This is a genomic window from Parapedobacter sp. (genome assembly GCF_053550995.1).
This window is the reverse complement of record NZ_JBMQOC010000101.1, coordinates 1-25,981: the sequence shown is the minus strand read 5'-3', so window position 1 is coordinate 25,981 and position 25,981 is coordinate 1. Positions and strand designations below refer to the sequence as shown.

The window sequence follows — 25,981 nt, the reverse complement described above, 5'->3', positions numbered from 1 at the left end:
TCGGCATAATCATGGGAATAAAAGGTACCTGTTCGGCCGTAGCCGCATTGCACCGAATCGGCGATGAATAAAGCACCATATTGGGCCGTCAATGCACGGATGCGCTGCAGGAATTCAATGGAAGCGGCACGGATACCACCAACACCTTGTATACCCTCAATGATCACTGACGATACCTCATCACCGTATGCGGTGAACGCCGCCTCCAATGCCGCTACATCGTTGAACGGCAGAAACGTAACGTGGTCGGTTTGATTGACGGGAGCCACGATCTTTGGATTATCCGTAGCGGACACCGCAAGGGACGTACGGCCATGAAATGCACCGCTAAAAGCAATTACCCGCTTTCGCCCGTTGTAAAATGAAGCTAACTTGAGCGCATTTTCATTGGCCTCGGCCCCCGAGTTACAGAGGAACAGTTGGTAATTATCTTTACCCGACACGCGCCCGAGCAAATCTGCCAGTTGCCTTTGCAGCGGAATATCGATGGAGTTTGAATAAAAGCCAATCTGACTCAACTGGTCGGAGATACGTTTCACGTAATGTCCATGCGTATGGCCGATGGAGATAACGGCATGGCCACCGTATAGATCAAGGTACTCGTTCCCCTGTGCATCCCAGACAGTAGAGCCTTTGGCCTTCACAATGGAAATGGGATTTATTGGATATACATCAAAAAGATTCATAGCGATTAATAAAGATGCAAACTTAATATTAAATTATTAGGACCTAAAAGGGAACTTCCTAAACTTCCTAATATAAAAAAGCCCGTTTTTCGAAATCAAAAAACGGGCTTAACTCGGTCGGCAATGTTTTGCCTAGTCTTCCTTCTTCTCGTCCTTCGGAGCTTCTTCCGTTTCGTTGGTTTCTTCAGATGTTTCTGCAGCCTCTTCCGCCACTTGCGGTGCGTCGACGGCCTCAACGTCTGTAGCCTCAGCAACTACCTCTTCGACCTCTGTTGCGTCGGTAACCTCAGCAGCAGGAGCGGCGGCAGCGCCAGCCTTCTTTTTGCCCCCACGTCGTCGGGTAGACTTACGTTCCTTCGCTTCACCGTCTTTCTTATACACCTCATTATAATCTACCAGCTCAATGAAAGCCATTTCGGCATTATCGCCCAAACGATTTTCCAACTTGATGATACGGGTGTAACCGCCCGGACGCGTGGCCACTTTCTCGGAAATTTCGCGGAAAAGTATGGTTACGGCTTCTTTATCCTGCAGGTAGCTAAATACCGTACGGCGCGAGTGCGTCGTATCATTTTTCGATTTGGTAATCAACGGCTCTACATATTGCCGTAGCGCCTTGGCTTTCGCCAAAGTGGTGGTAATGCGTTTGTGCTTAATCAACGAGGTCGCCATGTTAGACAACATCGCCTTGCGATGACTAGATGTGCGCCCTAAATGGTTGAATCTTTTTCCGTGTCTCATTTTCTTGTTAAAACTTTGTGCATACCGTCCTTTTTCTGGAGTCTCTGATCCTTACTCCTAATAAGGGGAATTATGCAACAGGTCGCTATTATTTAAAATTTATTCTTCGTCCAGCTTATACTTCGCCAGGTTCATTCCGAATGACAAGCCTTTCGACTTAACCAATTCCTGGATTTCGCTCAATGACTTCTTACCGAAATTCCGGAACTTTAACATATCCGCCACATCATATGTTACCAATTCAGCGAGCGTACGGATGTCAGCTGCCTTCAGACAGTTCAATGCCCGTACGGACAAATCCAAATCAACCAATTCGGTTTTCAATATCTTACGCATGTGCAAAATCTCCTCGTCCACAACCTTGGTTTCTTCCTTGGCCTGAGATTCCAACAACATGTTTTCATCAGAGAACAACATAAAATGTTGAATCAAAATCCTGGCGGCCTCCTTCAGTGCATCCTCTGGATGAATGGAACCGTCTGTAGAGATATCCAACAATAGTTTCTCATAGTCGGTCTTTTGTTCTACCCGATAGTTCTCAATAGTGTATTTCACATTCTTGATCGGGGTGAATATAGAGTCGACCGCAATGACACCAACCGGACCGTCCACCACTTTGTTCTCCTCGGCATTGATATAACCCCGTCCCTTGGCAATATTGAGTTCAAGTTCCAAGGTAACCGAATTCTCCATATTACAAATCACCAGGTCCGGATTCAACACGGTGAAATTATTGGAAAAGCTGGTAATATCGCCGGCGGTTACTTGATCCTGCCCATTGATAACCATGAAGACCTTCTCCGTGTCGCCCATCTCACCCGTTTTCTTAAAACGTACCTGCTTAAGGTTCAAGATAATCTCGGTAACATCCTCCACGACACCTTTGATGGTAGAAAACTCATGCGATACACCCGAGAAACGAATCGACGTAATTGCATATCCTTCCAGCGAGGACAATAGAATACGGCGTAAAGCATTACCGATTGTCACCCCGAAACCCGGTTCCAATGGGCGAAACTCAAATGTGCCATCGAAATCCGTCGATTTCTGCATGATAACTTTATCAGGTCTTTGAAATGCTAAGATTGCCATTTAATTATTCTTAAAGATTGTTTACAAAATATGCTATACCACAAGTGCGGTACCCCCCATAGGCGGTACTGCTCTCGTGTGCTACTTATTTGGAGTACAACTCCACAATTAAGTTTTCCTTGATATTCTCGGGGATCTCGGTACGATCCGGATAGTTCAGGAACTTTCCAGCCAACTCGTTTGCGTCCCATTCCAACCAGCTAAACTTGTTGATCTTTCGCCCAGCTACGGAATCAGTAATTGCTTCGAGTGATTTGGAACGCTCACGCACCGCCACGATATCGCCGGGGCGAAGGCTATAAGAGGGAATATTCACCACTTCGCCATTCACCGTAATGTGTTTGTGCCCAACCAACTGCCGAGCGGCCGAACGGGTAGGTGCGATGCCCAACCGGTAAACCGTGTTATCCAAGCGGGCTTCCAATAACTTAAGAAAAATCTCGCCGGTGATGCCTTGTTTGGAAGATGCTTTCGCAAACAAGTTAGCGAACTGACGCTCCAATACACCATAGGTATACTTTGCCTTTTGCTTCTCCAGCAACTGCACGGCATACTCCGATTGCTTGCCGCGGCGCTTCGATGCACCGTGTTGTCCCGGAGGATAGTTCTTACGTTCTAATGCTTTGTCTGGCCCGAAAATAGGTTCCCTGAATTTACGGGCGATTTTGGACTTTGGTCCTGTATATCTTGCCATATAATGATTGGTTTTAAAGTATCGTTCAGCCTATAGCTGAAGAATCTTAGCTTTAAAAATTTGTGTATTATACTCTTCTACGTTTAGGGGGGCGGCAGCCATTATGAGGCAACGGAGTGATGTCTCTGATCGATGTCACCTCAATTCCGCTGTTCTGCAACGTGCGGATGGCTGACTCTCTACCAGCGCCGGGGCCTTTCACAAAAACCTCCACTTTCCGCAATCCCAAATCGTGGGCAACTTTACCACAGTCTGCAGCAGCTTGAGAAGCAGCATAAGGCGTGTTTTTCTTCGACCCCCTGAAGCCCATCTTACCTGCGCTAGACCAAGAAATGGCTTGCCCTTGGTTGTTCGTAAGCGTAATAATGATATTATTGAAGGTAGCGTTGATATGGGCCTGACCAACCGGCTCAATGGTAACAACGCGCTTTTTGCTTACTTTTTTACTTTTAGCCATTATATTTGTTCAATTATTATTTCGTAGCTTTTTTCTTGTTTGCAACCGTCTTCCGTTTCCCTTTCCGGGTACGTGAATTGTTCTTGGTACGTTGACCACGAACCGGCAGATGCTTGCGGTGGCGTAGCCCGCGGTAGCAGCCGATATCCATCAATCGCTTGATATTCAATTGAACTTCAGAACGTAATGCACCCTCTACCTTAATCTCTTCGTTGATGATACTACGAATAGCACCCAATTGTTCGTCGTCCCAATCCTGCACCTTAACATCGTAACCGATGCCTGCCTTGTCCAGAATACGTTGTGCCGTAGAGCGTCCGATTCCGTAAATATAGGTGAGGCCTATTTCCCCCCTCTTGTTTTTAGGTAAATCTATACCTGCGATCCTTGCCATATAATATGTTGAATTACGATTATCCCTGACGTTGCTTGAACTTAGGGTTCTTCTTATTGATTACAAAAACTTTACCCTTCCGGCGGATAATCTTGCAATCCGCACTACGCTTCTTAATGGATGCTCTGACTTTCATGATCTTATGTTACTTTCTAGACAGGTCCCCCCGCCTTATTTATATCGATATGTTATTCTTCCCTTTGTCAAATCATACGGAGACATCTCCAATTTTACACGGTCGCCCGGCAAAATTTTGATGTAATGCATCCTCATTTTCCCCGAAATATGGGCAATAATCTCGTGCCCATTCTCCAATTCCACGCGAAACATCGCGTTGGATAACGCTTCTTTAATGACTCCGTCTTGCTCGATTGAGGCCTGTTTAGCCATATAGTCTTGATTATTATCTAATTATACCCCTGCACAAACAGGGTTGCAAAGATAACCAAAAAAAATTGATTGTCAATTCTTTTTGCCCAAAACTTCTTCCACATAGTCGAAGGTCGTCAGTACATCGGGCGATCCTTTATCGATGGCAACCATATGCTCATAGTGTGCGGATGGTTTACCGTCGGCCGTACTTACGGTCCAACCGTCGTCCAAAAACTTCACCTGGGCTTTGCCCATGTTAATCATCGGCTCGATACAGATAACCAAACCCGCTTCGAGTTTACTCCCCGTACCCCGCTTGCCATAATTGGGCACTTCCGGCTTTTCGTGTAACTTGAACCCAACACCGTGTCCAACCAGTTCCCGCACAATGCCGTACCCATATTGGGTCACGTGATCTTGCACGGCAAACGCAATATCGCCAACACGCTTACCCGTAGTGGCCTGTGCGATGCCTAAATTAAGTGATTCCAGGGTCACACGCAACAGTTGCCTCACCTCTGGGGTTACTTCACCAACGGCAAAGGTATATGCCGAGTCACTGATGTACCCATTCAGGTCGACGCCCCCGTCGACCGAAACGATGTCACCATCACGAAGCTCATAATCACTGGGAATACCATGCACTACCTGATCGTTTACCGATATGCACAATGAGTTGGGAAAACCATTGTAATTGAGAAATGCAGGACGCCCACCATGGTCGTGGATATAATCGTGTGCCAACTTATCTAACGATAGGGTGGTTACCCCTGGCCGGACGACCCGGGCGATTTCACCGAGCAACTGCGAAAGCACGGTTGCCGACTTTCGCAGTTGTTCAATATCTTCAGTGGATTTGTAATATACCTTAGACATGCCAAAACTAGATGACTGACTGTGTGGTGCCGGTATTTACAGCGGAGGCACGTCCCCGAATACGACCGGTTTTCATCAATCCGTCATAATGGCGCATCAATAGATGGCTTTCGATCTGTTGCAAGGTATCCAATACAACCCCCACCAAAATCAGCAAGGACGTACCCCCGTAGAAATGGGCAAACTGATTATTTACCCCGAACAGACTCGCAATAGCGGGAAAGATGGCAACGATGGCCAAAAATATAGCTCCCGGAAATGTAATCTTAGAAACTACCCCGTCAATGTAATAGTTGGTAGCCTGCCCTGGCTTAATCCCGGGGATAAACCCACCGTTCTTCTTCATGTCTTCCGACATTTGCTGCGGGTTGACCATGATAGCTGTGTAAAAGAACGTAAAGGCGATAATCAGGATAGCAAACACGACATTGTAGGCAACAGATGTATAGTTGCTCAACGACGTCAAAAACGGTGATTGCAAATCGGGGAAAAATTGCCCGACACTCATCGGAACAAACATGATTGCCTGCGCAAAAATAATCGGCATTACGCCAGAGGCATTCACTTTCAATGGTATATACTGCCGAACGCCGCCGTACTGCTTGTTTCCCACGATTTTCTTCGCATATTGAACAGGGATTTTACGCACACCCTGCACAATAAGGATGGTGAAAATCACCACGAGAAATAACGCGATAAATTCCAACAACAGCGGAATGGGCCCACCGCCACCGGTACTCATCCTCGAGAACCACTCCGCGGTCAGGCCGCTCGGCAGCTGGGCAATAATACCCACCATGATGATCAGCGAGATACCATTGCCAATACCCTTGTCGGTAATCTTCTCGCCAAGCCACATCACAAACAATGTGCCTGCGGTCAGCACAAACGCCGACAGGATCGTGAACATAGGATCGGCAATCATCTTAGCGCCGGCATCGATCTGCGTGCGCACGTATGCGATGGATTGCACCAAGGTAATGGCCAGTGTAAGGTAACGGGTTATCTGCGTCATCTTCTTACGCCCGCTTTCACCTTCCTTTTGGAGTTTCTGGAAATAGGGAACCGCTATACCAAGCAACTGAACAACAATGGAAGCCGAAATATAAGGCATTACACCCAATGCAAAAATCGCCGAGCGGGAGAACGATCCACCGGCGAACATATCGAGCAATCCCAACAATCCCTCTTTGGCTTCATGCTGAAGCGCAGCTGGATTAACGCCGGGCAACACGATATGGCACCCTACCCGATAGATCAAAAGAAATAAAAGCGTATTCAAGATACGCGTTCTAAGATCGTCGATCTTCCAAATATTGGTCAAGGTTGTAATTAGCTTCTTCATGTATTAAAGTTTTACAATCGAGCCTCCCGCTGCTTCTATCGCCTGCTGTGCCGTGTTTGAAAATGCATGTGCTTTTACTTCGACCTTGGCAGTCAGTTCCCCCCTGCCCAGGATTTTCACCAAATCTTTCTTACCAACCAGCCCGTGCGACGTCAATGTATCGAAATCGATGGCAGACAACTTGAACTTGTCAACCAACCCTTGCAACACGTCGAGGTTAACGCCCACATACTCCACGCGGTTCAAATTCTTAAACCCGACTTTCGGTACGCGACGTTGCAACGGCATCTGCCCACCTTCAAATCCAATCTTCCTGCTATGGCCAGACCGCGATTGAGCGCCCTTGTGGCCACGCGTAGATGTGCCGCCACGGCCCGAACCCGGACCACGGCCTATACGCTTTTTAGTTTTTGTTGATCCCGCTGCCGGCTTTAGATTACTTAAATTCATCTCTACTGATATTATGCTGTACCTTCGCTTTCACTAAACAGGTACAACGATTAAACGTATGTTATACTTGTTCTATTGCCACAAGGTGGTTCACCTTGCGTACCATCCCGATAATCGAGGGTGTAGCTTCCACTTCCACGGTGTGATTGATTTTACGCAATCCCAACGCTTGAATCGTTCGCTTTTGGCGCTCGCTCCGGTCGATGATGCTCTTGATTTGGGTAATTCTGATCTTTGCCATGATGATTATCCGTTAAATACCTTGTTTAAATCCACGCCCCGTTGCTGAGCTACAGTATAGGCATCGCGCATTTTCAACAATGCATCAATGGTAGCTTTAACCACGTTGTGGGGGTTGGACGACCCTAATGACTTGGCCAATACATCGGTTACCCCAGCACTTTCCAACACCGCCCGCATCGCACCGCCAGCCAACACACCGGTACCATGCACGGCCGGTTTAATCAATACATTGCCGCCAGAATACTTACCGTATTGTTCATGCGGTACCGTCCCCTTGATGATAGGCACCTTGATCAGGTTCTTCTTCGCATCGTCGATTCCCTTGGTAATCGCTTCGGTAACTTCCTTGGCCTTACCAAGTCCATACCCGACCACACCATTCTCATCGCCCACGATAACGATAGCGGAGAAGCTGAATGTACGACCGCCCTTGGTTACCTTAGCCACGCGCTGGATACTCACCAAACGATCTTTCAACTCGATTTCGCTTGATTTTACTCTTTTTATGTTGCTTAATGACATGTTCTCAATCAATTAAAAGTCCAAACCAGCTTCCCGGGCACCCTCGGCAAGCGATTTCACGCGGCCATGATACAGATACCCATTACGGTCAAAAACTACTTTACTAATTCCAGCTGCAATCGCCTTCTCAGCGATTAACTTGCCAACCGCTTTAGACTGCTCTACCTTGTTACCCGATGAAGCGAACTCCTTGCTCATCGTAGATGCAGATGCCAACGTCGCTCCGGCTTGGTCATCAATTATCTGTACATAGATGCCCTTGTTACTCCGATATACCGACAAGCGTGGGCGCTCGGCCGACCCTGAAACGCGTTTCCTGATCCCCTGTTTTATGCGTTGCCTACGCGATACTTTATTTCCTGCCATGACGATTACTATTTTTTAGCTGCCGATTTACCTGCTTTTCTGCGCAGTTGCTCACCAGCGAATTTAATACCTTTTCCTTTATACGGCTCCGGTGCGCGCAGTGACCGTATCTTAGCCGCAACCTGACCCAATAATTGTTTGTCAATCGATTCCAATGTGATGGTCGGGTTTTTCCCTTTAACCGCGGTAGTCGACACTTTCACTTCCTTCGGAAGGATAAGAACCACTTGGTGTGAAAACCCAAGGGTAAGGTCCAAGGTACTTCCTTGGGCGCTGGCACGATAACCTACACCCACCAACTCCTGTGTGGTGCTATACCCTTCGGTAACACCTACCACCATGTTGTTCAGCAGCGAACGGTACAAACCATGCAAGGCTTTATGCCTTTTCTGATCTGTAGGGCGTTTTACCAACAACTGGCCATCTTCCTGCTCCACCTTGATATCCCGATCGACCTGTTGGGTCAATTCGCCTTTAGGCCCCTTAACCGTTACCAGGTTCTTGTCCGACACGGTGACCGTCACTCCAGCGGGAATGGCAATCGGCGCTTTTCCTATTCTTGACATGTTGTGAGTTCCTCCTGATTAATATACGTAACATAAAACTTCGCCACCAACATTTTGGAGGCGAGCCTCCTTGTCTGTCATCACTCCTTTTGAGGTCGACAGAATGGCGATTCCTAAACCGTTCAACACACGTGGTAAATTATCCACTCCCGCATATTTCCTCAGGCCGGGCTTACTCACACGTTTCAACGTACGAATAGCCGAGATCTTACTTACCGGATGATATTTCAAGGCAATCTTGATGCTACCCTGGACGTTGTCATCCTCGAATTTGTAATTGGTAATGTAACCTTTATCAAAGAGAACTTTGGTAATCTCTTTCTTGAGGTTCGATGCAGGAATTTCGACAACCCTGTGGTTGGCCTTGATGGCATTCCTTACTCGGGTAAGGTAATCCGCTATTGGATCTGTATTCATTAATGATATTTGTTATGATAACGGTTTCCGTTGGCCACCTTGGCCGTAGGACCTGCTATCGGTTAAAAAATGTACTACCAGGAAGCTTTCTTCACACCCGGGATCTTTCCAGCTAACGCCATTTCACGGAAAGTTACCCGTGAAATGCCGAACTGGCGCATATAACCTTTGGGCCGCCCGGTCAACTTGCAACGGTTGTGCAAACGAACGGGCGACGCGTTCTTGGGCAATTTGTCGAGCGCAACGTAATCGCCAGCTGCTTTCAACGCTGCACGTTTCTCGGCATACTTAGCTACCAGCTTGGCGCGCTTCACTTCACGTGCCTTGATTCCTTCTTTAGCCATTAGTCGTCGTATTTTGATTTTTGAATGGTAATCCAAATTGCTTCAACAATTCCAACGCTTCCACATCCGTTTTGGCACTGGTTACAAAGGTAATATCCATACCTTGTATCTTGTTAATTTTGTCGATATCAATTTCGGGGAAAATAATCTGCTCGGTGATACCCAACGTATAGTTTCCGCGGCCGTCAAAACCCTTGTCGTTAATGCCACGGAAATCGCGGATGCGTGGCAATGCCACAGCCACCAAACGATCCAGGAATTCGTACATCTTGCTGTCGCGTAGGGTTACGCGCACACCGATGGGCATACCTTTACGAAGCTTGAAGTTGGATACGTCCTTCTTCGAGCGAGTTGCTATCGCCTTCTGCCCGGTAATTAACGTCATCTCACCGATGGCATTGTCAATGAGCTTCTTGTCTGCGGTAGCAGCGCCAATACCTTGGCTCAGGGCAATTTTTTCCAATCGTGGCACCTGCATCACGCTCTTATATTGGAATTTCTCTTTCAGCGCCGTACGGATCTCTTCCTTATACTTTGCCTTTAGTCTCGGAATGTAAGTCATTAGTCGATCTCCTCCCCTGATTTTTTTGCTATACGTACAATTTTCTTCTTGCCGTCCACTTCCTTCACTTGGCGTCCTACCCGCGTCGGTTTTCCCGACTTCGGATCGATAAGTGCAAGATTGGAAATATGAATAGCAGCCTCCATTTCAATGATTCCACCATTGGGGTTGGCCGCATTCGGCTTGGTATGTTTCTTGATGATATTGACACCTTCAACGATTGCTCTGTTGTCAGCCTTCAAAATCTGCAATACCTTTCCTTGTGATCCCTTGGAGTTGCCGGAGATAACCTTTACCAAATCTCCCGTCCGGATTTTAATCTTATGTGTCGATGTTTTTGTCTGTCCCATGATTATAATACCTCCGGTGCTAATGATACGATTTTCATGAACTGCTTTTCACGCAATTCCCGCGCCACAGGGCCGAAGATACGCGTTCCCCGCGGCTCATCCTGATTATTCAACAATACGGCAGCATTGTCGTCAAAGCGGATATATGAACCGTCCTTCCGGCGGATCTCCTTCTTCGTGCGCACAACTACCGCTTTGGAAACCGTCCCTTTCTTAACGTTTCCTGATGGCAAAGCACTTTTCACGGTTACAACAACTTTATCACCGATCGATGCATAACGTTTGCCGGTACCGCCCAACACACGGATCACTAATACTTCCTTAGCTCCGCTGTTGTCGGCCACATTGAGTCTTGATTCCTGTTGTACCATGTTACTTAGCCCTCTCTAAAATTTCTACTAATCGCCAATTCTTGGTCTTGCTCAGCGGACGAGTTTCCATGATCAACACCGTATCGCCGATACCGCAGGTGTTCTCTTCGTCATGCGCCTTGAATTTGGTAGTTTTCTTCACGAACTTTCCATAGATAGGGTGTTTCACTTTACGCTCAACTGCCACTACAATGGATTTATCCATTTTGTTGCTCACTACCAAGCCGATCCTTGTTTTCCTTAAATTTCTTTCCATTTTCCGACGTCAATTTATGCCTCAGCGGCTGTTTCGCTAGCTTCGTTAGCGGCCTTTTCGGCCTTCTTGCGTTTCGTCAATTCGGTCATCAACCGCGCAATGGTTTTACGCGTGTACTTGATGCGATTGGGATTCTCTATCGCTGAAACAGCATGTGCAAACTTCAATTTGGTGAGGGCAGCCTTCTCTTCTGCAATTTGGGCTACTAAGTCCTCTGTTGACAATTCTACGATTTCTGAATTTTTCATGTCTATTCAATTATAATACTGGTTGCCTTCATCAGCGAGCTCCGTGGTTTATCCCCCCAAGGCGGTTTGCCGGTAACGGCGGCAAAACCAAATGCAGGCAGCGCCAGCGCGTCTATGTTTATACGTAATCCCTACGTATCACAAACTTCGTTTGTACAGGCAATTTCTGCGCGGCAAGGCGCAAGGCTTCCTTGGCAATTTCCAAGGGTACGCCTTCCGCTTCAAACAGCATCCGGCCCGGACGTACCACTGCTACCCAATATTCGGGTGCACCCTTACCTTTACCCATCCGAACCTCTGCAGGCTTTTTCGTAACGGGCTTGTCAGGGAAAACACGGATCCACACTTGGCCTTCACGTTTCATATAACGGGTAACCGCAATACGTGCCGCTTCAATCTGGCGACTGGTAATCCATGCCGGTTCCATTGACTTGATGCCGAATGAGCCAAAGGCCAACTCCGCCCCACGGGTGGCGTTGCCTTTCATGCGGCCTTTCTGCATCTTCCTGAACTTTGTTCTTTTTGGCTGTAACATGTTCGTATCTTATAACTCCCGACTTAACGGGATTCCTTATTATTAACTGTTAATTACTATCTCCCGCCACGGTTACCACCACTACGGTGCTGTCCATGGCTTCCGCCACGACGGTCGCCACCACGACGGTCACCGCCACCACGGCGATCACCGCCACGACGGTCGCCACCACGGAAATCTCCACCGCCTTCACCACGCGTTTTACCGCCCGATGTCTGGCCAACGTTGGGCGACAAGTCGCGCTTGCCATACACTTCCCCCTTACATATCCACACTTTCACACCGATCTTCCCGTAGGTAGTCAATGCTTCCACCAACGCATAGTCGATGTCTGCACGAAAAGTGTGCAATGGGATCCGGCCGTCTTTATACTGTTCGGTACGTGCCATCTCAGCGCCACCGAGCCGACCGGAACACATGATTTTGATACCTTCCGCTCCCATGCGCATGGTCGATGCGATGGAAGTTTTCATCGCACGGCGGAAAGAAATCCGTGCCTCCAATTGTTTTGCCACACCTTCAGCTACCAACTGTGCTTCCAGTTCGGGGCGTTTGATCTCGAAGATATTGATCTGAACATCCTTCTTCGTCAACTTCTTCAACTCTTCCTTGATCTTGTCGACTTCCTGTCCACCTTTACCGATTACAATACCCGGACGCGCGGTATGGATAGTAACCGTAATACGTTTCAAGGTACGTTCAATAACCACCTTAGCCACGCCGCCCTTAGCGATACGTACAGACAGGTATTTACGGATTTTCTCGTCTTCCACTAATTTATCGGAATAGTTCTTTCCGCCGAACCAATTGGAATCCCAACCTTTGATGATTCCTAATCTGTTACCTATTGGATTTGCTTTTTGTCCCATTACTTGATAAATTAGTTTTGTGCTACGTTGTTCTTGCTGTCTACCACAAGCGTCACGTGGTTTGAGCGTTTACGGATACGGTAACCGCGGCCTTGTGGTGCCGGGCGCAACCTTTTCAATTGGCGGCCGCCGCCCACGAAGACTTCCTTAACGAACAACTCGCTGTCTTCAACAGACTTATCTTCATTCTTAGTTTCCCAGTTCTTAATCGCTGAAAGCAGCAGTTTCTCCACACGGATAGCCGCTTCCTTATTGGTGTGCTTCAGGATATACAGGGCGTTTTCAACTTTTTCCCCACGGATCAAATCCACTACCAAGCGCATCTTACGCGGCGAAGTAGGGCAATTCAATAATTTGGCAGTAGAAGCTCCTCCTACCTGAGCCTTTTCCTGCTCTTTGCGCTGCTTTATGATAACAGACTTCTTTAGTTTTCGTGTTGCTTCCATTGCCTATTATTTTTTCTTTTCTGCGTGGCCCCTGAATGTGCGCGTAGGCGCAAACTCACCAAGCTTGTGACCCACCATGTTCTCCGTTACATATACGGGGATGAATTTATTGCCGTTGTGCACGGCAAAGGTATGGCCAACAAAATCAGGTGAAATCATTGATCTCCGAGACCAAGTCTTAACGACTGACTTCTTGTTTGTTTCATTCATAGAAAGAACTTTTCTTTCTAAGTTGTGGTCGATATAAGGACCTTTTTTAATTGAACGAGCCACTATTTCTTCCTTTTCTCAATGATGTAACGATTCGATGCTTTCTTTTTACTGCGGGTCTTGTAGCCTTTGGCCAACAGCCCTTTGCGCGAACGCGGGTGCCCACCGGATGAACGGCCTTCACCACCACCCATCGGGTGATCGACAGGGTTCATCGCTACGCCGCGTACACGGGGTCTGCGACCCAAGTGGCGTTTCCGACCTGCCTTACCCAATACCTCATTGGCTTTTTCAGCATTCGAAACCGATCCGATCGTGGCTAAGCAAGTAGCCAATATCATACGTGTCTCGCCAGAAGGCAATTTGATGATCGCATATTTACCATCACGAGCAGACAGCTGGGCATAGGTACCGGCGCTGCGCGCGATGGTGCCACCCTGGCCGGGGTTCAACTCGATATTGTGGATAATAGAGCCCAACGGGATCACCGCCAGCGGCAACGTGTTACCGATTTCAGGTGCTACCGAATCGCCGGAAACAATCGTCTGTCCGACTTTCAGCCCTTCGGGCGCAATGATGTAACGTTTTTCGCCATCTACATAATGCAAAAGTGCGATACGAGCCGTACGATTGGGGTCGTATTCAATGGTGGCAACTTTTGCGGGGACGTCTTTTTTATCGCGTTTGAAGTCAATCAGTCGGTATGCTTTTTTATGTCCCCCACCGAGGTAACGCATCGTCATTTTACCGGAATTGTTCCGCCCGCCAGACTTCTTGATCTTTACGACCAACGACTTTTCAGGAACATTGGTGGTAATATCGGAATAGTCTCCGCCTACTCTGAAGCGAGTGCCGGGGGTAACCGGTTTGAATCTTTTAACTGCCATCTCTTATTATATCGTACTGTAAAAGTCAATCGTTTCGCCATCCTTGATCGTGATGATGGCTTTCTTGTACTTCGGGGTCCTCCCGGAAACAAATCCAGCTTTGGTATAGCGGTTCTTGGCTTTGCCCGCCACTACAATCGTGTTAACAGCCAGAACGGTTACACCGAACATCTGTTCCACAGCTTGTTTGATTTGTATCTTGTTTGCCTTGGGATCTACCTTAAATGCATAGCGGTTCAGCTTTTCGGTAAGCTGCGATGCCTTCTCGGTCAATATGGGCTTTTTGATTATTTCCATGTTACTTGGCAAATGCCTCCTCCAATGTTTTAACAGCATCCGCAGTCAACAAAAGCTTACCCGCATTCAACACGTCATAGGTGTTCAATTCATTGGCGGTAATCACCTTTGCTTTCTTGAGGTTCCTGCTTGATAAATAAACGTTGTTGTTTTGAACGGGTAGTACCAGTAAGGTCTTCTCACCAGCCACGTTCAGGCTGTTCACCAAGTTCACATAGTTCTTGGTTTTGATGCTGTCGAAATTGACCTCGTCCAATACCACGATATTATTCTCTTTGGCTTTGTAACTCAGCGCTGACTTGCGCGCCAAAGACTTCAGTTTCTTGTTCAGTTTGAAACTATAATCGCGGGGCTGTGGACCGAAAATACGGCCCCCGCCATTGAACAATGGAGATTTGATGCTCCCTGCACGGGCACCACCGGTTCCCTTTTGTTTGTGGAGCTTGCGGGTCGAACCGGCAATCTCGTTACGTTGCTTGGATTTATGCGTTCCCTGGCGCTGGTTAGCGAGGTATTGCTTCACATCCAGATAAATCGCGTGGTCATTGGGTTCCACACCGAATACCGACTCAGGAAGTTGCACCTTGGCACCTGTTTCTTTACCTGATATATTTAAAACGTTAACTTCCATCTCCTTATTTATCTACGATTACGTAAGAACCTTTGGCCCCAGGGATGGAACCACTCACCACGAGCAGGTTTTGCTCTTCGTAAACTTTCAGCACCTGCAGGTTCTGAACCTTCACACGGTCGCCCCCTGTGCGGCCAGCCATACGCGTACCCTTGAATACACGCGAAGGCCATGATGATGCCCCCAATGAACCGGGTGCGCGGAGGCGGTTGTGCTGACCGTGGGTAGCCCCACCAACACCACCGAAACCATGGCGCTTCATCACCCCTTGGAAACCTTTTCCTTTCGAAGTACCGACGACATCAATGTACTCGCCTTCCTCAAAAATGGAAACCGTCACCAATTCACCGAGTTGCTTTTCGTCGGGAAAGGTTTTAAATTCTACCAATTTACGCTTGGGCGTCGTTTTCGCTTTGGCGAAATGCCCTTTCAAAGGAGCCGACGTGTTCTTCTCTTTTGCTTCGTCAAAAGCGAGCTGAACCGCGGAATACCCATCCTTTTCTTCCGTGCGTATCTGCGTTACCACGCACGGGCCAGCTTCGATTACAGTACACGGGATATTCTTCCCGTCCGCATCAAAAATGCTGGTCATTCCTACTTTTTTTCCAATAATTCCAGACATGTTTCTATTAATCTATTAACGTCCATCGAAGCAGTAGGGCTTCGCTCAAGACATACCATCCCCTCAAAAGGGACGGCAAAGATAGGAAACTTACAGTAAGTATCAAATAGTTAGTAAATTATTTTTTTGTTTTCCCCGTCCGTATAATTTCCGGGGGTACCCTACGCTGCGTTTTCCCCCACCCTTTCCCTATGGTGCCCCCATGAAACGCCGTGTTTTGACGTTTTTACCGGCGTATGGTGGGACATCACTGGGATAGGGCAGGGATGGGATGGGGCACAGATTTGGTACGGGCCGGGCATGGACGGTGGTCTTATCCAACCACAGGTTTCCCGTCCAGCAACCTTCTATAACGCATCAATGCTTCGATGTAATAATAGTCGGCATAGGTTAGCGGGACATCTATCTCGCTATTATGCGGAATGGACCCTACGCTGTATTTCAAGATGAATCCGCCATTGGTGCCCAACTCCGCCTTATAGGGTGCCGCCGACAGGCCTTCCAGTATCCGCTCTGCACTATGCAGGTACTCGTCGCCTTCCGCACCTTCCGTAAAGGTACTCAATTCGATCAATGCCGACGCCATGATGGCCGCCGCAGAGGCATCCCTATTGGTTTTGTAATGTGCGGCATAAGGGCTCTCGGCCGATAGGCCGGGAGCGTCGAAATCCCAATAAGGCACAAGGTCGTCGGGCATGTTGGGGTGGTTTAGCAAGAAAGCCGCCACATGCTCCGCAAATTCCAGGTACGCCTTGTCACCGGTCTCGCGGAACATCATCACATAGCCATACAGCCCCCAGGCCTGCCCACGCGCCCACGCCGATTCATCGAAGGCTCCTTGGGCTGTTTTCCGGCCCACGATGCTACCATCTTCGGGGTTATAATCAATCACATGGTACGAACTATAATCAGGCCGGTAATGATTCACCATGGTGGTATTCGCGTGCGTCACTGCAATATCACGATACTTGGAATCACCGCTCAGCTTAGAAGCCTGTGTCAGGAATTCCAGGTTCATCATGTTATCGATGATAACCGGATAAGTCCAGCCTTCCCACGAACGGATAGCCTTCACCGTGGGGTTATACCGAGTGATCAGCGACTCCGCACCCGTGAGCAGTATTTCCCTATAGGCAGCGGTATCACCGGTAAGCCGCAAGGCATTACCGAAACTACAATACAGCATAAAGCCCAGGTCATGCGTGCCCTTATTGTATTTCTCCTTTTCTAGGATCGACAACTTATCTTTGGCCAACTCCAGCAATTCCTCATCACCCGAATATTCATACAGGTATAGCAAGGAACCGGGATAGAAACCGGAAGTCCACCAGCTGGTATTGGAAAACACACTGCTATCGCCTTGGAACGTACGCGGCAACCGATCCGTTGGCACACTGTCTGCCAAAACTTTTATTTGGGTAACGGCATCGGCCAATTGTTTGTCGACAAATTCCAGACTCAGCTGAAGGTTGTCATTTGTGTTGTGGGCTGGGTTCTGGCATGCCGAGGCAACCACTGCTACCATCAGCGGGGCGAGTAGAAAACGTTTTGCGAAAGCGATCATCATGAGTTTATCCATATTGTTAGCGCCCAAAAATATACTTTTGGAACGAGATGTGCAAACGTTTACTACAGCCATTACCTATTGGTGGACCACATTTTCGCCAACCAACGTTACAGGCGTATTTCGTTCAACGGATTGCTGGGCCGCCACGGCGAGCATCGTTGCCTTCAGTCCGTCTCCCCCCCCCACAGGTACCGGTTGCTTACCCTGCACACTCTTTACAAAAGCTTTCATCTCCGTAAGGTAAGACATGGTATAACGCTCCATGAAGAAGTGCAATGGCAAAGCCGACGCCGCTCCCTCTCCATTATAATACATGTGGGTATCTGGCTTGTTGTTTTCTACGTGTGCCATGCCTTTAGACCCGAATACTTCCAACCGCTGGTCATACCCATATACAGCCTTTCTACTGTTGTCAATGACCGCCATGGAGCCGTCTTCGAATTTGAGGGTAACAACGGCTGTATCGATATCATCGGCCTCTGCAACCGCCCCGCCGGTTAGGGCCGACGCGGCGGCATATACCTCCTTCACTTCTTTCCCCATCACATAACGCGCCATGTCGAAGTCATGGATGGTCATATCCAGGAAAAGCCCACCCGAACTTTTCAGGTAATCCACCGATGGCGGTGCCGGGTCGCGGCTGGTAATCTTCACCAATTGCACATCGCCTATTTTCCCCTCATCTACCAATGCTTTCAACTTCATGAAGTTGGCATCAAAACGCCGGTTGAAGCCCAGCATCAACTGGATATCGTGTTGGCGTACCACCGCCAACGTTTCGCGTATCCGCGCCAAAGATAAATCCAGCGGTTTCTCACAAAACACGTGTTTGCCTTCCCGTGCGCATTGGGCCACGTAATTGGCATGGGTATCGGTGGGCGAACAAATCACCACGGCCTCAACATCGGGGTGCCCGATCAGTGTGCCCGCATCTCCATACGGCACATCGTCCGGCATCCTATTCTTGTCGACATCCGAAACCATGACAACCTCCGCCTCCGGTATATGGTATCTAATGTTATTGTAATGGATATTGCCAATCCGGCCCAAGCCGATAATTCCGATTTTCAGTTGCATAATATTTATTTTAATAGTATCATATTACAGCCCCAGTTGTCTTAGATAAGCCCGGTTATTGGCAGCACAGACTTTGGGTGTCCCCATGCCGGGCAGCACGTCCTGCTCCACCACGATCCAGCCGTTATAGCCTTGGCGGTCCAGTGTCGCCAATACCGCACCGAAATCCACCGCTCCCTTCCCCAGTTCGCAGAATACACCTTGTTTCACCGATTCGAAATAATTCCACCCGTGTATACGCGAGGCGTCTCCGATACCGGGGTCGTAATCTTTGAAGTGCACATGCCAAATGCGCTCGCCATACTGAGCAGCGGCGGCCTCCGGATTTCCACCGCCAAATGCGTAATGCCCCGTATCGAAACACAGGCCCAGCAACCGGGGGTCGGTCAACGCCATGAGTCTATCGAGCTCTTGCGGTGTTTCTACATAGCCGGCACAGTGGTGGTGGAAAACCGTACGCATGCCGTATTCGTCTTTCACGGCCTGGGCCACTAGCGTGGCACCTTGGGCAAACGTCTCCCACCCCGATTCATCCAAGCCCATGGCGGGGGTTACCCGGCCGGCATACGTCGTCCGTTCGGCCACGGCTCCATTGTCATCGGCAAGCACGACGAAAGCATCCGAATAGTCTGCCCTCGCCATCAGGCCGGCTACCCTTAGGGCATCGGCCACACCTTGCCGGTGGGCATCTTTCCATGCCAACGGTACCGGCACAAATGCCCCAACAAGGTCTAATTGATACTGGCTGACCAGCTCCCCAAGGGCCACAGGATCCGTAGGCATAAAGCCCCAATCGCCTAACTCGGTGCCTTCGTACCCCGTTTCCCCAATTTCCCGCAATACCTGCAAATGGTCTGGTGCCGAGGCTTCCAAGTCAAATTCCAGCGCGCCCCACGAACAGGGGGCATTTGCTATTCTCATTCCGTCCATTCCGTTAAAATTTCCGCGACCATTCCTTTGGCCAACGTTCAATGACCACCTTGGTCTGTGTGAAAAATTCGATGGCATGCCGTCCTTGGCCGTGGAGGTCGCCAAAGAAACTGTCGTTCCACCCGCTAAAGGGAAATTGGGCCATCGGTGCGGCCACACCGATATTGACACCTACATTACCGGCGTCGACGGCGCTGCGGAACTTACGCGCATCGGCACCGCTGCTGGTAAATAGGCAGGCCATGTTGCCGTACTGATTGCGGTTAATGAATGCCAACGCTGCATCTACCGTCGGCAGGTTAATCAGGCTCATCACCGGACCGAAGATTTCGGTTTGAACAATCTCGCCGCCTAGCGGCACATTTTCCAATATCGTCGGCTTAATGAAGTTACCGGCTTCAAAACCTTCAATCGCTGCCTCCCGTCCATCCAGCAGCAACTTTGCGCCTTCATGCACCCCTTGGTCGATGAGTTGCCCGATACGGGCCATGCTTTCGCCCGAAATCACCGGTCCCATCTCCACACCTTCCAATAGGCCGTAGCCGGTTTTGCGCCCCTTGGCCGCTTCGTACAACGCATCCCTTACCTGTCCACGTTCATCGCCAACCACTACAATATTCGAGGCAGCCAAACACCTTTGCCCAGCGCATCCGTAAACACTGTCGGTGACAATCCGGGAGGTCGTCTCCAAATCCGCATCCGGAAGGATGACCACCGGATTCTTTGCCCCGCCCTGTGCTTGTACGCGCTTGCCGTGCTGCGCACCCTTAGCGTAAACATATTGCGCGATGCGGGTGGAGCCCACGAAACTGATGGCTTTTATCCCCGGATGTTCCAGTATGGCATCCACCGATGCTTTGCCGCCATGCACCAGATTGACCACGCCCGGGGGCAACCCGATCTGGTCGATTAATTGCATCACCTTCTGCATCGTGAGGGGCACCTTTTCCGATGGCTTGATGATAAAGCTATTGCCGCAGGCAATGGCATAGGGTAGAAACCAAAAGGCAATCATTCCCGGGAAATTGAATGGCACGATCGCCGCGCAAACCCCCACCGGTTGGCGTATGACGAACTCGTCGATGCCGCGCGTTATATTCTCCGAGAAATCACTTTGCAGAAGCACGGGCGCCGCGCATGCGGTCTCCACATTTTCGATGGCGCGCTGCAATTCGCCCACAGACTCGGCCTTGGTCTTCCCGCACTCGTTGGTGATGGTTTCCGCCAATTCCTCGAGGTGCTGTTCTAACAATGCCTTTAACCGATACAAAGGCTGCACGCGCTGCATCACCGGCACGGCAGCCCATTCGGCTTGAGCGCGCAAGGCTGCTTCTACCGCATCCGCCACATCGGTAGCTGTATCATTCCCGTACGGCACCCGACCCATCGATGCTTGGGTAGCCGGATTTATGATCGCTATTGCTTGGTGCTCGCGGCTAGCCTGCCAACGCCCGTTGATGTAATTCTCTAATACTTCCATGTACTATTCCTGATTTAAACATTTCCCAATAAGATGTAGATCACCACGGTGATGACAACCAACGCAATGGCAAACGGCTTGGTAAAGCGCCACGCCTCCATGGGCACGGCGGTGGTATCTGCGGGCGCCATGGCCATTGCACGGGCCGGATAATACCGCGATACCCCAAACATGACGGCCATATTCAATAAAAACTCAATACCCCAGATGTGTATGAAGTGCACATCCACCTTTAAGATAAATGTACATAGCACATAAAAGACCAATCCGGTAAATAATGCCGCCTTTGCCCCCGCTGCGGAAATACGTTTGAAGAAGAATCCGCCAATCATGATCGAGGCTATCGGAATAAAAAAGATACCGTTCAGTTCCTGCAGCAATTGAAACAACCCCTCGGGCGCATTGGCCACAAAAGGTGCGGCCACGATGGAGGTGATGGCGAGCAGCGTGGCCACCATCCGGCCCATGCCAACCAATTTCTTTTCGGGCGCACCCTTTTTTATCATCCGCTTGTATACATCGATGCTGAAAATGGTCGATGCGCTGTTGAGTACCGCATTGAACGTGCTCAGCACGGCGCCCATGATCACCGCCGCAAAAAGCCCCAGCAGCGGCACCGGCAAGACTTTCTTCACCAGCTCGGGGTATACCATGTCTTGGTCGCCGTAAAACGCGTCGCCGAAATAATAGTAACCGATCACGCCCGGTAAGACAATGATAAAGGGGACAAGGATTTTCAAGAGGCCGGTATACAGCAACCCCTTTTGGGCTTCCTTCAGGTTCTTCGCTCCAAGCACCCGCTGCACGATCGTTTGGTTCATACACCAGAAATAAAGCTGGTTGATAACCAGCCCGGTAAAAAGGGTGCTGAAAGGCATCACCGAATCTTCGTCACCGATGACATTGAATTTTTCCGGGCTGTGTTCGAAAACGCGGGTCAATCCATTCAACGGATCACCATCGCCGATATAAACCAGCGCTAATACGGGGATCAGCAATCCACCGAAGAGCAACCCATACCCATAGATCACGTCGGATACCGACACCGCCTTCAGTCCGCCGATGATGGCATAGGCCGCACCGATACACCCCACCACCACCACCGTAATCCAAAGGCCGGTTTCCCGGGTCACCCCCAACGTTTCCGAAATATTGAAGATACTTTCCAGATTGATGGCGCCAGTGTATAACACGATGGGCAACAGGGTTACCGCAAATGAAACCAACAGAAACAGCGCAATCAATGAACGGGTGCCCTTATCGAATCGCCTTTCCAGGTATTCGGGTACGGTGGTCAACCCCATCCGCAGGTACTTAGGCACAAAATATACCGCCGCAGCGATGAGTGCCAGTGCAGAGGTGACCTCCCAGGCAATGATGATAAAACCATTTTTATAGGCCGAACCATTCATGCCGACCAAATGTTCGGTAGAGATATTCGTCATAATCATGGAGGCCGCGATAACGGGTCCCGTCAGGCTCCGGCCTCCCAGAAAGTACCCGTCTTGCGTAGTGAGGTTATCCTTACGCATGCGCAGCCAGGCATATATACCTACAAAAAGGGTAAACCCTATGAAGCTAATAATCGCTATCGGGGATGATGAAGATGCAAACATAGGCAATGGTTATGGATAGAACAGCTATGACAAATGACGGCGTTGTTTTGCCTTTTCGGTTACCGACAGTTCGTGGGCTTGCTGCACGCCGACAGTCTCGGATACGGCTGCCACGGGCACCTCCCACCACGCGTGGCCATAACCCGCCATTTTGCGTTCGGGAGCGGTTTCCACGTAAACCACGGTCGTACTTCCGTTGGCCCTGGCTTTTTCCAATGCCTTACCGAACGACGAGGCGTCGGTGGCTCGGATGACGGTTGCCCCCAAACTTTCTGCGTTCTTGGCAAGGTCTACCGGCAGCAGCTGGCCATCCAATCGACCCGACCCTTCATCGCGGGCGCGATACTGCGTACCGAAACCTTCCGTACCCAACGACTTGGATAGGCCGCCGATGCTTGCGAACCCATGGTTATTGATAAGGATGATGGTCAACTTATAGTCTTCCTGTATGGAAGTCACGATTTCCGACGACATCATTAAGTAGCTTCCGTCTCCTACCATCACGTATACCTCACGCCCTCGGTCAGCCATCTTCACGCCAAGGCCACCGGCAATTTCATAACCCATACACGAGTACCCATACTCGAGGTGGAAGCCCTTCGGGTCGGCGGTGCGCCAAAGCTTATGGAGGTCGCCGGGCAGGCTGCCTGCGGCGCATACCACCACATCATTGGGTGCCGCGAAACCATTGACCAAGCCGATCACCTCCGCCTGCGAGAGACGTTGGTCGCTTTCCGGCGCGTAGGCTAGGGCCACTTTTTCATCCCAGCTCTTATTATATGCGGCCACACGCGCTTGATAAGATGCATCTACCCGATAACCTGCCAGGCAACCGGCCAATGCTTCCAGTGTTGCCCGTGCATCACCGGTAAGGGCCAATCCCGCCTGTTTGTGGGCATCGAACTCGGCTACGTTGATATTGACAAACGAAACATCCGGGTGCTGGAAGGCGGTTTGGGATGCCGTGGTGAAGTCGCTATAACGGGTACCGATACCGATCACCAAATCCGCCTCGCTGGCAATCGCATTCGCACCTGCTGTGCCTGTAGCCCCCATAGCGCCCAACTGGTGGGGATCGTTGTAAGACAATGATCCCTTGCCAGCAAACGTTTCCGCAACGGGAATACCGGTGGCGTGCACAAATGTGCGGAGCGCATCGGTTGCCTCCCCATAGATGACGCCCCCGCCAGCCACGATCATCGGCCGCTTGGCCGCACGGATACGCGCCGCAGCGCGCTTTATCAATTCGCTATCGGGCAAGGGTCGTGGAACGTACCACACCCTCCTTTCAAACAATTCATTGGGGAAATCGTGGGCTTCCGCCTGTACGTCCTGCGGCAGGCAGAGGGTCACCGCCCCTGTTTCCGCAGGCGATGTCAATATCCGCAGGGCCTGCATCAACGAAGCGATCAATTGTTCGGGACGGTTAATGCGGTCCCAAAACCGGGATATGGGCCGGAAACAGTCGTTCACAGATACATCGGCCGATGCCGGAAACTCAAGTTGCTGCAATACCGGGTCTACATGGCGGCCGGCGAAAATATCCCCGGGCAACAACAGCACCGGTAGCCGGTTAATCGTAGCCGCGGCCGCGGCGGTGAGCATGTTGGTTGCCCCCGGCCCAATGGACGATGTACAGGCAAAGGTAGACAGGCGATTTTTCATGCGGCTATAGGCGGCCGCCGTGTGCACCATCGCCTGCTCGTTGCGCGATTGGTAATACGTGAGCGCCGGATATTCAAATAGCGCTTGGCCAATCCCGCCCACGTTGCCGTGCCCGAAAATACCGAAGCATCCCGCAAAGAATTTATGTTGCACACCATCCCGTTCCACATACTGTTGATCGAGAAACCGGATAAGCGCCTGTGATGTCGTTAACTTCATATTAAAAACCTCCATGCTTTTCAATAAATGCCAATGACTCTTCCAAGGTGGGCATAAAATTGGCACATCCAGGCTGCAGTACCACCTGTGCCCCGCTGGCATTTCCCATACGGCACGACTTATAAAGGTCCCAGCCATTCAGGTAGCCATATATAAATCCGGAGGCGAATGCATCGCCCGCGCCGAGGATGTTGAGGGGCACCACCGGAAATCCGGGCACCTCCTGCTTGTTGCCTTTGTGGTCATACACCGTCGCTCCGGTAGCACCCCGCTTCACCACCAGCACCTCTACCCCCAGCGACAATACACTGGCTATCGCCTTGTCGATGTCGCCTTTAACGGTAGGTGCCGAAATCTGTTGGTGTTCAATGGTTACCTGCGAGGCGTCCTCCAACATTGCGGCCAGCAATTCCTCCTCGGTACCGATCGCCACCTTGATATGGGGGAGCAATGCCCGTATCATCACGCCGAACGACCGGATATCATCCCATTGGTCGGCCCGGAAATCGATATCCAGCAGGGTGGTAACACCGTGCGCTTTGGCCCGCTCGGTGGCGTGGAAGACCGCACTCCGGCTTGGCTCGATATTCAGCGCGGTACCCGACAATTCGATTAACCGCACGCCGCCCATATCAATAGCATGCACATGGTCGATGGTAATCTGCGAGTCGGCGGCGTTGTGGCGGTAAAACACAAGCGGAAACGTATCGGGTGGCTGGATGCCCAGCAACACCGCGCTGCTCCGTGCTCCGCGTATACGGGGGATAAACGCGGTTTCCACCTGCTCCCGCTTCAGGAAATCCAAGATAAAGTCGCCCACCTTGTCGTCGCCCACCCCGGTCAAAAGCGCTGCGCGCAGCCCCAGTCGGCTACACCCCGTAGCGATATTCAAAGGTGAGCCTCCCACGAACGCATCAAACCCTTTAATGGCAATGAATTCAGCCCCGATGTTCTGCGAATACAAGTCTATAGATGATCGCCCTACTGTGAGCACATCATACACTTTTCCTTTATTATCCATTAGCCGTTCATTTTTGCGGTTACCATTGGGACCCGTTCATCCTTCCCCTTCCACGTATCGAAAATCCAAGCGTGTTCCGGGTCGGGGGTGTTGGCAAGCGATTGGTCCGAGCCCGCCAGGAAGTTGAGGTAATACACGTCGTAGCCATGTCCGGCCACCACGGGATGGTAGCCTTTCGGCACCAGTACGACATCGTTGTTCCGGGCCACAGCGATTTCGTCGATACTGCCATCACTGGTGTATACGCGCTGGATGGCATATCCCTGGGGCTTATTGATCTTATAGAAATAGGTTTCTTCCAGCCGGGCCTCCAGCAACTCACCGTTTTCGCCAACGATCCGTTCGTCGTGTTTATGGGCAGGGAATGAACTCCAATTGCCCGATGGGGTGTACACTTCCACCGCCACCAAGCGGTGACAGGGGAATCCAGGTCCCAGCAAGTCGTTGATCTGCCGGGTGGCATTGTCGCCACCGCGGATTTCAATCTCCACCTCTTCCGGCCGCTTGAACACGGGTGCAAAATCGCGGTCGGTCTGGCACCATCCGTAGGCGATGTC

General features: G+C 50.2%; 38 protein-coding genes. All 38 read right to left on the bottom strand.

Translation table 11 applies throughout. The features are described from left to right. Window positions 1-686: aspartate aminotransferase family protein (locus ACO1NT_RS13370; protein ID WP_449049150.1), on the bottom strand; the 686-nt coding region annotated here is incomplete at its 3' end. A gap of 132 nt (window positions 687-818) precedes the next feature. Then, entirely contained in the window at window positions 819-1,427 is a 609-nt protein-coding gene (gene rplQ / locus ACO1NT_RS13365) for a 50S ribosomal protein L17 (protein WP_449049149.1), read from the bottom strand. Window positions 1,428-1,526: 99 nt separating this feature from the next. Then, window positions 1,527-2,519, bottom strand: coding sequence for a DNA-directed RNA polymerase subunit alpha (locus ACO1NT_RS13360; protein WP_449049147.1), 993 nt, complete (start codon window positions 2,517-2,519; stop codon window positions 1,527-1,529). 85 nt (window positions 2,520-2,604) lie between these two features. Continuing rightward, window positions 2,605-3,213, bottom strand: coding sequence for a 30S ribosomal protein S4 (gene rpsD / locus ACO1NT_RS13355; protein WP_449049145.1), 609 nt, complete (start codon window positions 3,211-3,213; stop codon window positions 2,605-2,607). A gap of 67 nt (window positions 3,214-3,280) precedes the next feature. Next, a complete protein-coding gene (gene rpsK, locus ACO1NT_RS13350) occupies window positions 3,281-3,670 on the bottom strand; it encodes a 30S ribosomal protein S11 (RefSeq protein ID WP_449049144.1) in 390 nt (129 codons plus the stop codon). Window positions 3,671-3,686: 16 nt separating this feature from the next. Continuing rightward, the gene (gene rpsM, locus ACO1NT_RS13345; protein WP_449049143.1) at window positions 3,687-4,064 is read right to left on the bottom strand and encodes a 30S ribosomal protein S13; all 378 of its coding nucleotides are present in this window, start codon (window positions 4,062-4,064) and stop codon (window positions 3,687-3,689) included. Window positions 4,065-4,083: 19 nt separating this feature from the next. Beyond that, on the bottom strand, window positions 4,084-4,200 hold the full coding sequence (gene ykgO / locus ACO1NT_RS13340; RefSeq protein ID WP_013665024.1) for a type B 50S ribosomal protein L36: 117 nt from the start codon (window positions 4,198-4,200) through the stop codon (window positions 4,084-4,086). Window positions 4,201-4,235: 35 nt separating this feature from the next. After that, the gene (infA, locus tag ACO1NT_RS13335) at window positions 4,236-4,454 is read right to left on the bottom strand and encodes a translation initiation factor IF-1 (protein ID WP_013665023.1); all 219 of its coding nucleotides are present in this window, start codon (window positions 4,452-4,454) and stop codon (window positions 4,236-4,238) included. A gap of 72 nt (window positions 4,455-4,526) precedes the next feature. Beyond that, window positions 4,527-5,312, bottom strand: coding sequence for a type I methionyl aminopeptidase (gene map / locus ACO1NT_RS13330; RefSeq protein WP_449049142.1), 786 nt, complete (start codon window positions 5,310-5,312; stop codon window positions 4,527-4,529). A 7-nt stretch (window positions 5,313-5,319) separates the two neighbouring features. Beyond that, window positions 5,320-6,657: a preprotein translocase subunit SecY gene (gene secY, locus ACO1NT_RS13325; protein WP_449049141.1), complete on the bottom strand. Its 1,338-nt coding sequence runs from the start codon at window positions 6,655-6,657 to the stop codon at window positions 5,320-5,322. 3 nt (window positions 6,658-6,660) lie between these two features. Continuing rightward, window positions 6,661-7,107 carry a 50S ribosomal protein L15 gene (gene rplO / locus ACO1NT_RS13320; RefSeq protein ID WP_449049140.1) on the bottom strand — a complete coding sequence of 149 codons (447 nt, stop codon included), beginning with the start codon at window positions 7,105-7,107 and terminating at the stop codon, window positions 6,661-6,663. A gap of 61 nt (window positions 7,108-7,168) precedes the next feature. Further along, window positions 7,169-7,348, bottom strand: a complete 180-nt coding sequence (gene rpmD, locus ACO1NT_RS13315) for a 50S ribosomal protein L30 (RefSeq protein ID WP_326324394.1) — start codon at window positions 7,346-7,348, stop codon at window positions 7,169-7,171. 5 nt (window positions 7,349-7,353) lie between these two features. Further along, window positions 7,354-7,872, bottom strand: a complete 519-nt coding sequence (rpsE, locus tag ACO1NT_RS13310; protein ID WP_257666909.1) for a 30S ribosomal protein S5 — start codon at window positions 7,870-7,872, stop codon at window positions 7,354-7,356. A 12-nt stretch (window positions 7,873-7,884) separates the two neighbouring features. Further along, complete coding sequence (gene rplR, locus ACO1NT_RS13305) at window positions 7,885-8,238, bottom strand: 50S ribosomal protein L18 (RefSeq protein WP_449049139.1); 354 nt, start codon at window positions 8,236-8,238, stop codon at window positions 7,885-7,887. Between the two features lie 8 nt (window positions 8,239-8,246). Continuing rightward, the gene (gene rplF / locus ACO1NT_RS13300) at window positions 8,247-8,804 is read right to left on the bottom strand and encodes a 50S ribosomal protein L6 (RefSeq protein ID WP_449049138.1); all 558 of its coding nucleotides are present in this window, start codon (window positions 8,802-8,804) and stop codon (window positions 8,247-8,249) included. Window positions 8,805-8,822: 18 nt separating this feature from the next. Then, on the bottom strand, window positions 8,823-9,221 hold the full coding sequence (rpsH, locus tag ACO1NT_RS13295) for a 30S ribosomal protein S8 (RefSeq protein WP_449049136.1): 399 nt from the start codon (window positions 9,219-9,221) through the stop codon (window positions 8,823-8,825). 74 nt (window positions 9,222-9,295) lie between these two features. After that, window positions 9,296-9,565: a 30S ribosomal protein S14 gene (gene rpsN / locus ACO1NT_RS13290; protein WP_374742305.1), complete on the bottom strand. Its 270-nt coding sequence runs from the start codon at window positions 9,563-9,565 to the stop codon at window positions 9,296-9,298. Continuing rightward, the gene (gene rplE, locus ACO1NT_RS13285) at window positions 9,558-10,127 is read right to left on the bottom strand and encodes a 50S ribosomal protein L5 (RefSeq protein WP_325640135.1); all 570 of its coding nucleotides are present in this window, start codon (window positions 10,125-10,127) and stop codon (window positions 9,558-9,560) included. The genes rpsN and rplE overlap by 8 nt, the downstream gene beginning before the upstream one ends. Beyond that, window positions 10,127-10,477, bottom strand: coding sequence for a 50S ribosomal protein L24 (gene rplX, locus ACO1NT_RS13280; RefSeq protein WP_449049135.1), 351 nt, complete (start codon window positions 10,475-10,477; stop codon window positions 10,127-10,129). Before rplX ends, rplE begins: the two co-directional genes overlap by 1 nt. 2 nt (window positions 10,478-10,479) lie before the next feature. Then, window positions 10,480-10,848 (bottom strand): 50S ribosomal protein L14, encoded by a 369-nt coding sequence (rplN, locus tag ACO1NT_RS13275; protein ID WP_262245014.1) that lies wholly within the window; start codon window positions 10,846-10,848, stop codon window positions 10,480-10,482. A gap of 1 nt (window position 10,849) precedes the next feature. Next, the gene (gene rpsQ, locus ACO1NT_RS13270) at window positions 10,850-11,104 is read right to left on the bottom strand and encodes a 30S ribosomal protein S17 (protein ID WP_130143043.1); all 255 of its coding nucleotides are present in this window, start codon (window positions 11,102-11,104) and stop codon (window positions 10,850-10,852) included. Window positions 11,105-11,118: 14 nt separating this feature from the next. Further along, window positions 11,119-11,352, bottom strand: a complete 234-nt coding sequence (rpmC, locus tag ACO1NT_RS13265) for a 50S ribosomal protein L29 (protein WP_325640142.1) — start codon at window positions 11,350-11,352, stop codon at window positions 11,119-11,121. A gap of 118 nt (window positions 11,353-11,470) precedes the next feature. Further along, the gene (rplP, locus tag ACO1NT_RS13260) at window positions 11,471-11,887 is read right to left on the bottom strand and encodes a 50S ribosomal protein L16 (protein WP_325640144.1); all 417 of its coding nucleotides are present in this window, start codon (window positions 11,885-11,887) and stop codon (window positions 11,471-11,473) included. 56 nt (window positions 11,888-11,943) lie between these two features. Further along, the gene (gene rpsC, locus ACO1NT_RS13255) at window positions 11,944-12,756 is read right to left on the bottom strand and encodes a 30S ribosomal protein S3 (RefSeq protein ID WP_449049133.1); all 813 of its coding nucleotides are present in this window, start codon (window positions 12,754-12,756) and stop codon (window positions 11,944-11,946) included. A gap of 11 nt (window positions 12,757-12,767) precedes the next feature. Then, the gene (rplV, locus tag ACO1NT_RS13250; protein ID WP_325640148.1) at window positions 12,768-13,202 is read right to left on the bottom strand and encodes a 50S ribosomal protein L22; all 435 of its coding nucleotides are present in this window, start codon (window positions 13,200-13,202) and stop codon (window positions 12,768-12,770) included. A gap of 6 nt (window positions 13,203-13,208) precedes the next feature. Further along, window positions 13,209-13,475 (bottom strand): 30S ribosomal protein S19, encoded by a 267-nt coding sequence (rpsS, locus tag ACO1NT_RS13245; RefSeq protein ID WP_013665004.1) that lies wholly within the window; start codon window positions 13,473-13,475, stop codon window positions 13,209-13,211. After that, the gene (rplB, locus tag ACO1NT_RS13240; protein ID WP_449049131.1) at window positions 13,475-14,299 is read right to left on the bottom strand and encodes a 50S ribosomal protein L2; all 825 of its coding nucleotides are present in this window, start codon (window positions 14,297-14,299) and stop codon (window positions 13,475-13,477) included. Before rplB ends, rpsS begins: the two co-directional genes overlap by 1 nt. Window positions 14,300-14,305: 6 nt before the next feature. Beyond that, a complete protein-coding gene (gene rplW, locus ACO1NT_RS13235; RefSeq protein ID WP_449049130.1) occupies window positions 14,306-14,596 on the bottom strand; it encodes a 50S ribosomal protein L23 in 291 nt (96 codons plus the stop codon). 1 nt (window position 14,597) lies between these two features. After that, the gene (gene rplD, locus ACO1NT_RS13230; RefSeq protein ID WP_449049129.1) at window positions 14,598-15,227 is read right to left on the bottom strand and encodes a 50S ribosomal protein L4; all 630 of its coding nucleotides are present in this window, start codon (window positions 15,225-15,227) and stop codon (window positions 14,598-14,600) included. A gap of 4 nt (window positions 15,228-15,231) precedes the next feature. Further along, entirely contained in the window at window positions 15,232-15,849 is a 618-nt protein-coding gene (gene rplC, locus ACO1NT_RS13225) for a 50S ribosomal protein L3 (RefSeq protein ID WP_449049128.1), read from the bottom strand. A 313-nt stretch (window positions 15,850-16,162) separates the two neighbouring features. Next, window positions 16,163-17,416, bottom strand: coding sequence for a glycoside hydrolase family 88 protein (locus ACO1NT_RS13220; RefSeq protein WP_449049127.1), 1,254 nt, complete (start codon window positions 17,414-17,416; stop codon window positions 16,163-16,165). Between the two features lie 75 nt (window positions 17,417-17,491). Then, window positions 17,492-18,493 (bottom strand): inositol 2-dehydrogenase, encoded by a 1,002-nt coding sequence (gene iolG, locus ACO1NT_RS13215; protein WP_449049125.1) that lies wholly within the window; start codon window positions 18,491-18,493, stop codon window positions 17,492-17,494. A 24-nt stretch (window positions 18,494-18,517) separates the two neighbouring features. Further along, entirely contained in the window at window positions 18,518-19,414 is an 897-nt protein-coding gene (locus ACO1NT_RS13210) for a TIM barrel protein (protein WP_449049124.1), read from the bottom strand. 13 nt (window positions 19,415-19,427) lie between these two features. After that, complete coding sequence (locus ACO1NT_RS13205; RefSeq protein WP_449049123.1) at window positions 19,428-20,903, bottom strand: CoA-acylating methylmalonate-semialdehyde dehydrogenase; 1,476 nt, start codon at window positions 20,901-20,903, stop codon at window positions 19,428-19,430. A gap of 14 nt (window positions 20,904-20,917) precedes the next feature. Continuing rightward, the gene (locus ACO1NT_RS13200; RefSeq protein ID WP_449049122.1) at window positions 20,918-22,519 is read right to left on the bottom strand and encodes a solute:sodium symporter family transporter; all 1,602 of its coding nucleotides are present in this window, start codon (window positions 22,517-22,519) and stop codon (window positions 20,918-20,920) included. A 24-nt stretch (window positions 22,520-22,543) separates the two neighbouring features. After that, window positions 22,544-24,403, bottom strand: a complete 1,860-nt coding sequence (gene iolD / locus ACO1NT_RS13195; RefSeq protein WP_449049121.1) for a 3D-(3,5/4)-trihydroxycyclohexane-1,2-dione acylhydrolase (decyclizing) — start codon at window positions 24,401-24,403, stop codon at window positions 22,544-22,546. A gap of 1 nt (window position 24,404) precedes the next feature. Continuing rightward, window positions 24,405-25,424 (bottom strand): 5-dehydro-2-deoxygluconokinase, encoded by a 1,020-nt coding sequence (gene iolC, locus ACO1NT_RS13190; RefSeq protein WP_449049120.1) that lies wholly within the window; start codon window positions 25,422-25,424, stop codon window positions 24,405-24,407. Continuing rightward, on the bottom strand, window positions 25,424-25,981 hold a 558-nt coding region (iolB, locus tag ACO1NT_RS13185; protein ID WP_449049119.1), incomplete at its 5' end, for a 5-deoxy-glucuronate isomerase. The genes iolB and iolC, both read right to left, overlap by 1 nt.